The 12,669-nt window shown below is 61.4% G+C and carries 13 protein-coding genes; 2 read left to right on the forward strand and 11 right to left on the reverse strand.

The features are described 5' to 3' along the window. Positions 1-30: 30 nt before the first annotated feature. The 6 genes from LIY36_RS05410 to minC all read right to left on the reverse strand — a co-directional run bounded on the left by LIY36_RS05410 (position 31) and on the right by minC (position 4,616). A complete protein-coding gene (locus LIY36_RS05410) occupies positions 31-207 on the reverse strand; it encodes a hypothetical protein (RefSeq protein WP_010208820.1) in 177 nt (58 codons plus the stop codon). A gap of 191 nt (positions 208-398) precedes the next feature. After that, positions 399-1,688, reverse strand: a complete 1,290-nt coding sequence (locus LIY36_RS05415) for a M18 family aminopeptidase (protein ID WP_226455030.1) — start codon at positions 1,686-1,688, stop codon at positions 399-401. Positions 1,689-1,875: 187 nt separating this feature from the next. Continuing rightward, a complete protein-coding gene (locus LIY36_RS05420) occupies positions 1,876-2,511 on the reverse strand; it encodes an RluA family pseudouridine synthase (RefSeq protein ID WP_005789965.1) in 636 nt (211 codons plus the stop codon). A gap of 96 nt (positions 2,512-2,607) precedes the next feature. Then, positions 2,608-2,862 (reverse strand): cell division topological specificity factor MinE, encoded by a 255-nt coding sequence (gene minE, locus LIY36_RS05425; protein ID WP_003175252.1) that lies wholly within the window; start codon positions 2,860-2,862, stop codon positions 2,608-2,610. Positions 2,863-2,865: 3 nt separating this feature from the next. After that, the gene (gene minD, locus LIY36_RS05430; protein ID WP_192296950.1) at positions 2,866-3,678 is read right to left on the reverse strand and encodes a septum site-determining protein MinD; all 813 of its coding nucleotides are present in this window, start codon (positions 3,676-3,678) and stop codon (positions 2,866-2,868) included. Positions 3,679-3,878: 200 nt separating this feature from the next. Continuing rightward, a complete protein-coding gene (minC, locus tag LIY36_RS05435) occupies positions 3,879-4,616 on the reverse strand; it encodes a septum site-determining protein MinC (RefSeq protein WP_192297237.1) in 738 nt (245 codons plus the stop codon). A gap of 119 nt (positions 4,617-4,735) precedes the next feature. Here minC and LIY36_RS05440 point away from each other — a divergent pair, with 119 nt between their 5' ends. Together LIY36_RS05440 and LIY36_RS05445 are read left to right on the forward strand one after the other, a co-directional pair. Next, the gene (locus LIY36_RS05440) at positions 4,736-5,671 is read left to right on the forward strand and encodes a lipid A biosynthesis lauroyl acyltransferase (protein ID WP_226455031.1); all 936 of its coding nucleotides are present in this window, start codon (positions 4,736-4,738) and stop codon (positions 5,669-5,671) included. A 78-nt stretch (positions 5,672-5,749) separates the two neighbouring features. Further along, positions 5,750-6,898, forward strand: coding sequence for a patatin-like phospholipase family protein (locus LIY36_RS05445; RefSeq protein WP_226455032.1), 1,149 nt, complete (start codon positions 5,750-5,752; stop codon positions 6,896-6,898). A 124-nt stretch (positions 6,899-7,022) separates the two neighbouring features. Here LIY36_RS05445 and LIY36_RS05450 read toward each other — a convergent pair whose 3' ends face one another. The 5 genes from LIY36_RS05450 to alc all read right to left on the reverse strand — a co-directional run bounded on the left by LIY36_RS05450 (position 7,023) and on the right by alc (position 12,608). Continuing rightward, positions 7,023-7,808, reverse strand: a complete 786-nt coding sequence (locus LIY36_RS05450; protein ID WP_226455033.1) for an outer membrane protein OmpK — start codon at positions 7,806-7,808, stop codon at positions 7,023-7,025. Positions 7,809-8,036: 228 nt separating this feature from the next. Further along, positions 8,037-9,386 carry a nucleobase:cation symporter-2 family protein gene (locus LIY36_RS05455; RefSeq protein ID WP_226455034.1) on the reverse strand — a complete coding sequence of 450 codons (1,350 nt, stop codon included), beginning with the start codon at positions 9,384-9,386 and terminating at the stop codon, positions 8,037-8,039. A 195-nt stretch (positions 9,387-9,581) separates the two neighbouring features. Then, positions 9,582-10,868, reverse strand: a complete 1,287-nt coding sequence (locus tag LIY36_RS05460; protein WP_226455035.1) for a urate hydroxylase PuuD — start codon at positions 10,866-10,868, stop codon at positions 9,582-9,584. A 51-nt stretch (positions 10,869-10,919) separates the two neighbouring features. Continuing rightward, complete coding sequence (locus LIY36_RS05465) at positions 10,920-11,423, reverse strand: ureidoglycolate lyase (protein ID WP_226455220.1); 504 nt, start codon at positions 11,421-11,423, stop codon at positions 10,920-10,922. A 189-nt stretch (positions 11,424-11,612) separates the two neighbouring features. Beyond that, on the reverse strand, positions 11,613-12,608 hold the full coding sequence (gene alc, locus LIY36_RS05470) for an allantoicase (RefSeq protein WP_226455036.1): 996 nt from the start codon (positions 12,606-12,608) through the stop codon (positions 11,613-11,615). Positions 12,609-12,669: the final 61 nt, after the last annotated feature.

Genomic DNA, 12,669 nt, shown 5'->3' on the forward strand with positions numbered 1-12,669 from the left:
ACGGATCGACCGAGTGTACGAGTGCAGGGGTCATTCGGCCAGTTTGGCGAGGATTTTGTACACCACGGTGCCCAGGATCAGCAGCATGCCGATCCACATGCCGAACACGCCGAGGGGTTTGTCGCGAAAGTTGAAGCCCACGGCCAGCATGATCATGCCGATGAGGATCGGGATAAGCATGGCGTGGAAGGAGGACATGGAGATCATGGTGCGACGGCCTTGTCGGAGTGGGAATAGTGACAAGTCTAGGTCGGAATACGGGAAATGGCGTTGATGTGTGTCAGATAGCATTGGGGTGTTTGACATTGCCCCATCGCAGGCAAGCCAGCTCCCCCATTTGATGTGTTCACAAATCAAAATGTGGGAGCTGGCTTGCCTGCGATGACCGCACCTCGGTCTCAGGGCAGGTCGTGGCTCGCGTAGAACGCGCCGAGCACTTTCACCAGGTGTGCCAGGTCATGGCTGCCGCACAGCTCGCGAATGGAGTGCATGGCAAACGTCGGCAAGCCGATGTCCACGGTCCGCACGCCCAAGTGGCTGGCGGTGATCGGGCCGATGGTCGAGCCACACCCCATGTCGCTGCGCACCACGAAGCTCTGCACCGGCACTTCCTCGGCCATGCACAGGTGGCGGAAGAACCCGGCCGTTTCGCTGTTGGTGGCGTAGCGCTGGTTGCTGTTGACCTTGATCACGGGCCCGGCGTTGAGCTTGGGGCCGTGGTTGGCGTCGTGCTTGTCGGCGTAGTTCGGGTGTACGCCGTGGGCATTGTCCGCCGAGACCAGCAGGGATTTCTGAATGGTGCGTACGAATTCATCACCTTCCGGCAGCAGGCGGCGCAGGGTCTGTTCCAGCATCGGGCCATCGGCACCACAGGCCGAGCAGGAGCCGACTTCTTCGTGGTCGTTGCACACCAGCACACAGGTTTCATCGGTTTCGCTGGTGAGCAAGGCTTGCAGGCCGGCGTAGCACGACAGCAGGTTGTCCAGGCGTGCGCCGGCGATGAAGTCGCCGTTCAGGCCAATCACCGCAGCGCTCTGGGTGTCGTAGAAGCTCAGCTCGTAGTCGAGCACCACGTCGGCGTTCAGGCCATGTTCGCGGGCCAGTTGTTCGGTGAGCACGGCGCGGAAGTCCACGCGTTCGTCACCGGCAAATTGCGCGAGGATCGGCGGCAGTTCGGTCTGGGCATTGATCGCCCAACCCTGGTTGGCTTCACGGTTCAGGTGAATGGCCAGGTTGGGGATGATGGCGATGGGCAGCTTGAAGTCGATCAGCTGGCTTTCGACCCTGCCGTCGCGGCGGAAGGTCACGCGGCCGGCCAGGGACAGGTCGCGGTCGAACCACGGCGCCAGCAGCGCGCCGCCGTAGACTTCCACACCCAGCTGCCAGAAACCCTGGCGTTGCAGCTCGGGCTGGGGCTTGACCCGCAGGCACGGGCTGTCGGTGTGGGCGCCGACCAGGCGGATCCCGCCTTGCAACGGCGAGTGACGGCCGAGCTTGAAGGCGATGATTGAAGAGTCGTTACGGGTCACGTAGTAGCGACCGTTGGCTTCAGTGGCCCAGGTTTCGCGTTCGTCGAGACGCTGGTAACCGGCGGCCTCCAGGCGTTGGGCCAGGGCGGCAGTGGCATGAAAAGGAGTAGGGGAGGCCTTGAGGAAGTCGATCAGGCCTTGATTCAACGCTTCGCGCATAAATAGCTCCAGACAGCAATGCGCGGAGTTTACCGTCGGTGGCGAAAAGTGCACAGAACAAATGTGGGAGCGGGCTTGCTCGCGAATGCGGTGTGTCAGTCAATATTTTTGGTACTGAAAGACCGCATTCGCGAGCAAGCCCGCTCCCACACAAGCCCGCTCCTACATTTTGATTGTATTGCCAGCTTTAGAACGGTGCGGGGCACTCGAAACGCAAACGCTCGCCGCTTTGCGGATGGGTGAAGCTGAGCATGCTGGCGTGCAGGCACAGGCGTGGCCAGGCGGCCAGGGCTTGTTCGTGGGCGTACAGGCCATCCCCCAACAGCGGATGCCCGATCGACAGCATATGCACGCGCAACTGGTGCGAGCGCCCGGTAATCGGCGTCAGCTCCACGCGGCACCAGTCGCCACAACGCTCCAGCACTTTCCAGAAGGTCAGCGCGTGCTTGCCGAACTCGTGGTCGACCACATGGCGCGGCTTGGTCGGTGGGTCGTAGCGCAGCGGCAGGTCGATGCTGCCGCTGTCCAGTTCCGGTTGGCCCCAGGCCAGGGCGGTGTAGGCCTTTTCGGTTTCACGGTCGTGAAACTGGCGGGACAGTTCGCGGTGCGTGTCGGCGTCGCGAGCCAGCAGGATGATGCCCGAGGTTTCCCAGTCCAGTCGATGGACGATGCGGGCTTCGGGGTAACCGTTTTCCTGCAGGCGGGTGATCAGGCAGTCCTTGTTGTCGTCGGCGCGGCCGGGCACCGAGAGCAGCAGGGTCGGCTTGTTCACCACCAGGACAGCGTCGTCCTGATGGAGGATATGGATATTGGACAGCGGCATTAAACAGCCTCGTAACAAACGCCAACGGCGGCTCGCCCACCCGGTTCCCGAAACGGGATCAAGGTGTGCGAGCCGCCGTGGCGACCGCCTTGTCGATTAACGATCAGGCAGGGTGATATTGAGTTCCAGAATCGAGCAGCTGCCGTCGTTTTCCAGGGCGACATGCACGTCGTCGTTGCCGATGTTGACGTACTTGCGGATCACCTCCACCAGTTCCTTCTGCAAGGCTGGCAGGTAGTCCGGCGTGCTGCGTTGGCCGCGTTCGTGCGCCACGATGATCTGTAGACGCTCTTTCGCTACCGACGCGGTACTTGGCTTTTTGTTGGCGCGAAAGAAGTCGAGAAATTTCATTGTTTAGTTGCCTCCAAAGATACGCTCGAAGAATCCCTTCTTCTTTACATCGAGGAAGCGATGTTCCACGGTCTTGCCGAGCAAGCGATCAACCGCGTCACTGTAAGCCTGGCCTGCGTCGCTCTGGTCATCGAGGATGACCGGCACACCTTGGTTGGACGCTTTCAGCACGGCCTGGGATTCCGGGATCACGCCCAGCAGGGTCACGGCGAGGATGTCCTTGACGTCTTCAACGCCGAGCATTTCGCCATTGTTGACGCGCTCAGGGTTGTAGCGGGTCAGCAGCAGGTGTTCCTTGATCGGGTCTTCACCCTTCTCGGCGCGCTGGGACTTGCTGGCCAGCAGGCCGAGCATGCGGTCCGAGTCACGTACCGAGGAGACTTCCGGGTTGGTCACCACGATGGCTTCATCGGCGAAGTACATCGCCAGGTGAGCACCGGTCTCGATGCCGGCCGGGGAGTCGCAGACCACGTATTCGAAGGTTTCCTTCAGTTCAGCGAGGACTTTGCCTACGCCTTCCTTGGTCAACGCATCTTTGTCACGGGTCTGGCTGGCGGCCAGTACGTACAGGTTCTCAAGGCGCTTGTCCTTGATCAGGGCCTGTTGCAGGTTGGCTTCACCGTTGACCACGTTGACGAAGTCATACACCACGCGGCGTTCGCAGCCCATGATCAGGTCGAGGTTACGCAAACCGACGTCGAAGTCGACGATGACTGTCTTGTGGCCGCGCAAAGCGAGGCCGGTACCGATAGCGGCGCTGGTGGTGGTCTTACCCACACCACCCTTGCCGGATGTAACCACGAGAATCTTGGCCAAGGTGTTTCACCCCTAAGGAAAAAGGACTTTTCAGTCCCTGAAAAACATCTCTTGGAACTCGCCGCAGGCGGACAGTCTTTGTAGGGAAAAGACGGGTTGGCGTACGAAAAACGCCAGCCTTCAGATGTTCCTACACAAGTATTGCCGGTTTCGCTGTGCTATCAGAGTCTAGAGATGCTTGGAAAATGCGGCAGTATCCGTTAAAGCCGGATGATGTTCAACACATCGCCCGACAGGCTGACCTGCACCCCGGCCCCCCACAGTGGATCGCGGCGCAAATCTTCGGAAACCTTGTACCGGCCCGCGATGGACACTAGCTCAGCGGTCAACTGCTGGCAAAAAATCCGGGCTTTGGTATCACCCTTGATGCCGGCCAGGGCACGGCCGCGCATCGGGCCGTATACATGGATGTTGCCATCGGCGAGAAGTTCCGCCCCGGGACTGACCGAAGCGATCACCACAAGGTCGCTGCCCTCGGCGTAAATCTGCTGCCCGCCCCGTACGGGCGAGGTGATGATCTTTGTAGGCTTGATCGTCGGCTCTGGCGGTTTTTCCGGTTTTTTCTTCTCTTCACTGACCAATGGTTCCAGCGGACGCTCCCGAGCGCCGGACGGTGGCAGTACTGGCAGTTCAATGGCGATGGCTGCGGCAATGTCTTCGATGCGGCTGGCACGGATCGCCAGGGTGCGTAGGCCATGGGAGCGGCACACGCGCATCAGGCCGGGCAAATCGATCACGCCCTGGCCGGCCGGGAGTTTGTCCAGGGCCAGCACCAGCGGGGCATTGTTGAAAAAGTTCGGCGCCATGGCGACCTTGGCGGCGAGCTGGCGGTCCAGGGCGTCGAGGTCGTTGCGCGCCAGTTCCAGCACGGTGATGGCGAGCATGCTGCCTTTCAGCTGGAACACGGGATCTTGGTCTAGCGGTTCGGTTTGGCTCATGGTCGGCATAAAGCGGCTTGTCACGAAAAGTGTCGAGACTTATAACGAGAACATCCACTGGCCGCAAGCCGAGTCGAACCGTTGTAGAATGCGCGGCCCTGTCTTTACCGGAATCTGTAATGGATCGCCCGCGTTTTCGAGCTGTATTTTTTCACCCCCGTTTCTGGCTGTTATGGCTGGGGCTCGGCCTGCTGTGGCTGGTCACCCAATTGCCGTACCGTGCGCTGCTGACCATTGGTCGCATTCTGGGTGCGGGAATGTACCGTGTGGCCGGCGAACGTCGCCGTATCGCCGCGCGAAACCTGGAACTGTGCTTTCCGGAAAAGTCCGCCAAAGAGCGTAAGCAGTTGCTCAAGGAAAACTTCGCCTCCACCGGCATCGCCTTTTTTGAAATGGCCATGAGCTGGTGGTGGTCGCGCCAGCGCCTGGCGCGCCTGGCCCATGTCGAAGGGCTGGAGCATCTCAAGCAAGCCCAACTGGACGGCAAGGGCGTGATCCTCATGGCCCTGCACTTCACCACCCTGGAAATCGGCGCCGCGCTGCTGGGCCAGAAGCACACCATTGATGGCATGTACCGCGAACACGGCAACCCGCTGTTCGACTTTATCCAGCGCCGTGGCCGCGAGCGTCACAACCTCGACTCGCTGGCCATCGAGCGTGAAGACGTGCGCGGCATGCTCAAGCTGCTGCGCGCCGGCCGTGCCATCTGGTATGCGCCGGACCAGGACTACGGCGCCAAGCAAAGCATCTTTGTGCCGCTGTTCGGCATCCAGGCCGCTACCGTGCCGGCCACCAGCAAATTCGCCAAGCTGGGCAAGGCGCTGGTGGTGCCATTCACCCAGGAGCGCCTGGCCGATGGTAGCGGTTACCGACTGGTGATCCATCCGCCGTTGACCGACTTCCCGGGTGAAAGCGATGAAGCCGATTGCCTGCGTATCAACCAGTGGGTCGAAGCCTCGGTACGCCAATGCCCCGAGCAGTACCTGTGGACCCACCGTCGGTTCAAGAGTCGTCCGCCGGGTGAGCCGAAGCTGTACGAAAAACGCCGTCGATAAGACGTGAGAGCACTTGTGGCGACGGAGCAAGCGCCCTCGCCACAATAAGACTGACCTTTCCCCACATGGAGTGACGCGATGCGCCCAGCTGAACCGGTTACAGGCTTGATTCTTTCCGGCGGCGGGGCGCGAGCGGCGTATCAGGTAGGGGTATTGGCGGCGATTGCCGAACTGTTGCCGCCGGGGGCGCCCAATCCGTTCCCGGTGATCGTCGGCACCTCGGCCGGGGCGATCAATGCGGTGAGCCTGGCCAGTGGCGCCATGGACTTCACTGCGGCGATCCAACGCCTGACCGCCTTCTGGCAGGGCTTTCGCAGCCATCTGGTGTTGCGCAGTGACTGGCCGGGGGTGATTCGCCAGGCGAGCCGCTTCTTTATTCACAGCCTGCTGGGGCTGGGCGCGCAAGTGCCGGTAGCGCTGCTCAACAGCACGCCGCTCAAGGCGCTGCTCAAGGACAAGCTGCACCTGGCCGGCATCGACGAAGCCATCCGCAACAAACACCTGCATGCCGTGGCGATCACGGCGTTTGGCTACGAATCCGGGCAAGCGGTGACCTTCTATCAGGGCGGCGGCACCATCGATGCCTGGTTGCGCCACCGACGTATCGGTGTGCCCACCCAGCTGTCCGTAGAGCACTTGCTGGCCAGTTCGGCGATCCCGCTGTTGTTTGCCCCGGTCAAACTCGACGAGGAATATTTCGGTGACGGCGCCGTGCGCCAATCCGCGCCCATCAGCCCGGCGCTGCACCTGGGCGCCAGCCGCGTGCTGGTGGTCGGTGTCAGCGGCAACCCGCGCGGCAACGAGCCCGCGGTGCAGCGTACCTTCACCGGCCAGCAGCCGACCCTGGCGCAGATCGGCGGGCATATGCTCAACAGCACGTTCATTGACAGCCTGGAAAGCGACATCGAGTTGCTTGAGCGCCTTAACCAGTTCAGTCATTTCCAGCCGGCCGACAGCGCGGCCCGGGGCTTGGCGCCGGTGGAGGTGCTGGTGATCGCGCCGAGCCAGCCGATTGATGAAATCGCGGCACGGCATCGCCAGGAGTTGCCGGCGGCGTTGCGATTGTTCTTGCGTGGGCCGGGGGCGACCAAGACGAGCGGGGCAGGCGTGTTGAGCTACTTGCTGTTCGAGGCGGGGTATTGCAGCGAATTGATCGAGTTGGGGCGCCAGGATGCGTTGGCCAAGCGCGACGAAATCACCCGGTTCTTGGGGGTGTCCCCAGTCTAAATGTGGGAGCGGGCTTGCTCGCGAATGCGGTGTATCAGTCAACATTTTTGGTACTGACACACCGCATTCGCGAGCAAGCCCGCTCCCACACAAGCCAGCTCCCACAGGAGACTGGCACCGCCAGTTAAAAGTGGTACTTGACCAGGAAGCTCGCGGTGTCCTGGTTGGTCTTGAACGCACCGGAATCTTCGATCCCGTACTTGTTCTTCCAGTAGTCGTATTCGAAACCGACATACAACTGCTTCGCGCCCCAGTTCATCGCCTTGCCCAGGTCATATTTGACCTGCGGGTTGAAGTGCAGGTTGGCGTGGTAAGTGCCGCGGGCGTTCTTGTCGTTGTCCACCACCCAGTCCATGAAACCGTCGATCAGCACGTCGGAGTTGCCCACCGGGATGGTGTACGCCCACACCGGGGTGATCTGCCAAACGCCGTCACCCGCGCGATTGCCTTCGGTCTGGCGCTGGTAGAAGTTCAGCTGGAAGTAGTCGAAGCCCGGCACGTTCAGGTCGAAGCCTGGGCCGAGCAGGTACGACTCGTTGTCGCCTTCGCCGAACTCGTAGGTGAAGGCCAGCAGCACATCCTTGATCGGGCCGAAGGACAGGTCCTGGTCAAAGATCTTGCCGAACGACAAGCGTGGGCTGATCTCGCCGTAGTAGGTGCTCGGGCCGACGCTGCCGTCTTCCTTGCCGTTGTAAAAGATGCGGTCGACGAACAGGAAGTTGTCGCCGTATTTCCACGCGTCGGCATGTTCGAACGTGACGGTCTGCTGGATCTGCGGGTTGACGGTGAAGTTCTTGCCCCACAGGTAGGTCAGGCTGTTGTTCTGCCACTGCAACAAATCGCCGGCCACGGCTTGGCCACCGGCCAGCAGCGATCCCGCCAGCATCAGGCCTTTGAACATAGGTTTCATTCGGTGCTCCCGAGTTAAGGTTTTATGTTTTTTTCTAAGGGGCGCTCTGGTGTGGCGCCTTTGGGTTCGCTGAAAAACTCGTCTGATTGGTCAGCTTTATTGCTACAGCAAAAGCCGCGCCAAGGCGGTAAGAAACCGTCGATTTAAGCGGGCGCGGAGAATACTGGCTCCCACGTCTGCGCTCAAGTGCGCCGTTACAGCGCGCACCGGGCGACGATGGGGCATGCCTCAGGTGTGGGCATGCTCGACAGCAGGTCGTTCAGCACCGCCGAGGATGTTGAACAGGATGTTCAGCGACAACGCGCTGAGGGTGGCCATGGCAATGCCACTGTGAGTAATCGGGCTCATCCACAGCGGCAGTTGCGCGAAAAACTCGGGACGCACCACCGGGATCAGGCCCATGCCGATGCTCACCGCCACCAGCAACTGGTTGCGCCGGTCGGCGATGTCGGCTTCCTGGAGGATCTTGATCCCGGTGGCCGCGACCATGCCGAACATCGCAATTGCCGCGCCGCCCAATACCGCCGGCGGGATCGACGCCACCAGGTAAGCAGCCTTGGGCAGCAGGCTGAGCACAATCAGGAAGGCCCCGGCCATGATCGTCACCGAGCGGCAACGCACGCCGGTCATCTGCACCAGGCCGATGTTCTGCGCGAAGGAGGAGTGGGTAAACGTGTTGAAGAACCCGGCAAAAAATGACGCACCGGCATCACACAACAGGCCACGGCGCAGCATCCTAGGGGTGACGTCCTGGCCGGTGATCTTGCCCAGCGCCAGGAACATCCCGGTGGATTCGACAAAGATGATCACCACCACCAGGCACATCGACAGGATCGGTGCCAGCTCGAACTTGGGCATGCCGAAATGCAGCGGCGTGACCACCTGCACCCACGGCGCCTGGGCCAGGCCGCTGAGGTCGACCATGCCGAGCAGGCCGCACAGCATGTAGCCCAGGCCCATGCCGATCAGCACCGAAATATTCACCCAGAAGCCGCGCATGAAGCGGTTGATCAGCAGGATGGTGCCCAGCACCAGCGCGGCAATCGCCAGGTAGATCGGCGAGCCGAAGGTGGCCGCCGCACTGCCGCCACCGGCCCAGTTCACGGCCACCGGAAACAACGACAGGCCGATCGCCGTGATGACGGTGCCGGTGACCAATGGCGGGAAAAAGCGTACGACCTTGGACATGAACGGCGCGATGATCATGCCAAAGAACCCGGCGGCGATGGTCGCGCCGAAGATCCCCTGCAGGCCGATACCGGGCATGCCGGCCATGGCGACCATGCTGCCGACGGCGGCGAAACTGGCGCCCATCATCACGGGCATGCGGATGCCCACCGGGCCGATGCCGAACGACTGCACCATGGTGGCGATACCGGCCACCAGCAGGTCAGCGTTGATCAGGAAGGCGATTTCTTCACGGCTCAGCCCGGCGGCCTGGCCAATGATCAGGGGGACGGCGACGGCGCCGCCGTACATCAGCAAGACGTGTTGCAGGCCTACCAGAATCAGTTGCAAGAGGGGCAGCCGCACCATGGCGGGTGCGGCAGGAATCTGCGGTTCGGCTAACTCGGTCATGCAACACCTCGGATCTTTTTTATTGTTGTGTTGTTTGGCATTCAATTGCCATTTGGAGCGCGATCTTTCAAACACTGCCAATCCCCTGTGGAAGCGGGCTTGCTCGCGAATGCGGTCGTTCAGTCAATGCTTGGTTGAATGACACACCGCTTTCGCGAGCAAGCCCGCTCCCACATTTGGATTTGCATCAATCAGTTAATTTGTGCGAGCCCCCTGATTGATCCAGGTGCCAATCAAATCCCGCTCCTGCTGGGTCATCTGAGTGATGTTGCCCAGCGGCATGATCTGGCTGGCCACGGCCTGCGCTTGGATGCGCGCCGCCTGCTGCTGGATCTGTGCTGGCGTATCAAACATCACCCCCGCCGGTGCGGTGCTGAACAGCGGGCTGGTGGGCTTGGCCGAATGGCACACGGCGCAGCGTTCCTGGATCACCCCGTGGACCTTGTCGAAATCAATCGTGGCCTGGGCGGGTGCCGGTTCGGCAGCAGGAGCAGGGGCGGGCGCAGCGGGTTTCAAGCCACCGCCCAACGCCGTTTCGGGCAATGGCTGGTACTCGATGGCCGCGGGGGCTTTGGCGACTTCAGCCACCGGCTTGGGACCGGTCACGTACGCCAGGCTGATCATCGCCAATGCGCCGACCGGCAGGGTCCACGCGTACTTCTGGCTGTCATGCCGGGTGTTGAAGTAGTGCCGCACCAACACCGCCGCCACCGCGATACCCGCCAGGATCAGCCAGTTGTATTGGCTGCCGTAGGTGCTCGGGAAGTGGTTGCTGATCATGATGAACAGCACCGGCAAGGTGAAGTAGTTGTTGTGACGCGAACGCAGCAGGCCCTTGGCCGGCAGTGCCGGGTCCGGCGTGCGGTTCTCGGCGATGGCCGCGACCAGGGCGCGTTGCGCCGGCATGATGATGCGGAACACGTTGCCGACCATGATGGTGCCGATGACCGCACCCACGTGCAGGTAGGCGCCACGGCCGCTGAACACCTTGCTGAAGCCATAGGCCGCTGCAATCAACAGCACAAACAGGATGAAGCCGAGCAAGGCAGGGCGTTTGCCCAGGGCCGAGTCGCAGAGGAAGGAGTAGATGAACCAGCCGGCGAACAGTGAGCCGATGCCCAGCAATACGCCTTCGGTGCCGCTGAGGCTGCTGCCGGGGGCAAGCAGGTACAGCGTCGGGTTGAGGTAGAACACCACGCACAGCAGCGCGACGCCCGACATCCAGGTGAAATAGGCTTCCCATTTGAACCAGTGCAGGTTGTCCGGCATGGTCGGTGGGGCCAGTTTGTATTTTTCCAGGTGGTAGATGCCGCCACCGTGGATCGCCCACAAGTCACCGGCCAGGCCGTTCTTGGGGTTGACGCGATTGAGGTTGTTTTCCAGCCAGACGAAGTAGAAAGAAGCGCCGATCCACGCGACGCCAGTGATCATGTGAACCCAGCGCACGCTAAGGTTCAGCCATTCCAACAGATGTGCTTCCACAGTCTTTACCTCTCGCCTGTCACCCTTGTTGTCGGGTGATCAAGCCTTCTCTTATTGGTGGGGGGCGAGGATCAACCGCTCATCCTCTTTGAAAAAATGCTCATCGCAGTTATTGCCTGTGCCACTGCGATCAACCACCAGGAAGTCATCCCGCTTTTCGATCGTCAGCACCGGGTGGTGCCAGACGCCGCGATGGTAATTAATGCCCTGCCTGCCGTTGGTGACGAAGGCGCGGACCAAGCCCGATACAGGTTCATCGCCAAGTGGCGCGACCACGATCAGAAAGGGGTTGCCGAGCAGCGGAATGAAAGCCTGGCTGCCCAGCGGGTGTCGTTCCAGCATGCACACGGTCAGCGGCATGTCCTGCGCGTCGGCGCGGAAGATGCTGATGATGGCGTGGTCTTCCGGCTTGGCGGTTTCGACCGTGGCCAATTTGTGAAAGCGCATGGTCGACCCGTTGTTGATCATGAAGTGGTCGCGGCCGTCGGTTTCGATAACGTCTCCGAAAGGGGCGAAGGCTTCTTTGGTCAGGGGTTCGATCACTAGTGTGCGCATGGCTGTCTTCTTATCCGAATGCTGTGTTGGTTTTCTTGCTTTTGTGTAGTGAGCGGGCTTGCCCCGTGCTGGGTGGCGAAGCCGCCCCAAAACCCAGGCACTGCGGTCTTGCTGAAACACCGCAGCGGTCTTGTTGGGGTGGCTTTGCCACCCCGCGCGGGGCAAGCCCGCTCACTACCAGTTCAGCGTTTACTTGGCGACTTTGCCGAGTACACGCAGGCGGCTCACACCGCCATCCGGGAACACGTTCAGGCGGATGTGGGTGATCGGGCCCAGCGCCTTGATCTGTTCGGCGAAGGTATGTTCGGCGTGCATTTCCAGTTTTTGTGCCGGCAGCAGTTCGCGCCAGAACAGCGATTGGGTTTCGATCTGGCTGTCGGTGCCGCCTTTCACGAATGCGCCCTGGATCGAGCAGGTGTCCGGGTAGTTGCCCTTGAAGTGCAGGGTGTCGACGATGATTTTCTCGATCTCGCCCGGATGGCCCAGCGCGACGATGACCCAGTCATTGCCTGGCGTACGACGACGTGCGGTTTCCCAGCCGTCGCCCATGTTGATGCCACGGCCCGGGTTGAGGATGTTGCTCATGCGGCCGAAGTGTTCATCGGAGCAGGCCAGGGCACGACCACCGTTGAGGGCGGCAGCCAGGTCGACCTGTTCGTTGTCGCCTACCGACGACCAGTCGCGGAACGGCACGCCGTACACGCGCAGACGGGCCACGCCACCATCCGGGTAGATGTTGAAACGCAGGTGGCTGAACGCCTGGTCGTTGCTGATCTCGTGGTAGTGGTGGCTGTTGCCTTGCAGCTCGACGGCCGACAGCACTTCCACCCACTGGGTGTTGGCGTCTGGCTCGCCCGAGGCGAGGAAGCAGGCTTCCAGGGAGGCCGATGGCGGGAAGTTGCCGGTGAAGAATGAAGTGTCGATGTCCACGCCCTTGATCGAGCCCGGCACGCCCAGGCGGATCACCGCGCTGTCGTAGCCTTCGAAGCGCTTGCGGCGTGACTCCCAGCCGTCCATCCACTTGCCGTTGTCATCGAAAACGCCCTCCTTCCACACGGCCGGGGTCGGCTGGAACAGGCGGTTGGCGTCGGCGAACCAGTCATCAGTCACGGAGATGATCTTGGTGCCCAGGCGGGCGTCGGCCAGGTTGACGAACTTCTCGAAAGGTACGGCGTAAGCTTTCATTCTTCTTGTCTGCCTTAGATAGAGTGGCTTGGGATGCTTGCCCGGCCCTGGGCGTCATGAG

The sequence above is a fragment of the Pseudomonas sp. AF03-9 genome, assembly GCF_020515815.1.
Taxonomy (GTDB): Bacteria; Pseudomonadota; Gammaproteobacteria; order Pseudomonadales; family Pseudomonadaceae; genus Aquipseudomonas.

Bases quoted from the DNA above. Each gene is read 5' to 3' on its own strand.
- LIY36_RS05410 (WP_010208820.1), bottom strand. From the start codon at position 207: ATGATCTCCATGTCCTCCTTCCACGCCATGCTTATCCCGATCCTCATC.
- LIY36_RS05415 (WP_226455030.1), bottom strand. From the start codon at position 1,688: ATGCGCGAAGCGTTGAATCAAGGCCTGATCGACTTCCTCAAGGCCTCC.
- LIY36_RS05420 (WP_005789965.1), bottom strand. From the start codon at position 2,511: ATGCCGCTGTCCAATATCCATATCCTCCATCAGGACGACGCTGTCCTG.
- minE (WP_003175252.1), bottom strand. From the start codon at position 2,862: ATGAAATTTCTCGACTTCTTTCGCGCCAACAAAAAGCCAAGTACCGCG.
- minC (WP_192297237.1), bottom strand. From the start codon at position 4,616: ATGAGCCAAACCGAACCGCTAGACCAAGATCCCGTGTTCCAGCTGAAA.
- LIY36_RS05440 (WP_226455031.1), top strand. From the start codon at position 4,736: ATGGATCGCCCGCGTTTTCGAGCTGTATTTTTTCACCCCCGTTTCTGG.
- LIY36_RS05445 (WP_226455032.1), top strand. From the start codon at position 5,750: ATGCGCCCAGCTGAACCGGTTACAGGCTTGATTCTTTCCGGCGGCGGG.
- LIY36_RS05450 (WP_226455033.1), bottom strand. From the start codon at position 7,808: ATGAAACCTATGTTCAAAGGCCTGATGCTGGCGGGATCGCTGCTGGCC.
- LIY36_RS05455 (WP_226455034.1), bottom strand. From the start codon at position 9,386: ATGACCGAGTTAGCCGAACCGCAGATTCCTGCCGCACCCGCCATGGTG.
- LIY36_RS05465 (WP_226455220.1), bottom strand. From the start codon at position 11,423: ATGCGCACACTAGTGATCGAACCCCTGACCAAAGAAGCCTTCGCCCCT.
- alc (WP_226455036.1), bottom strand. From the start codon at position 12,608: ATGAAAGCTTACGCCGTACCTTTCGAGAAGTTCGTCAACCTGGCCGAC.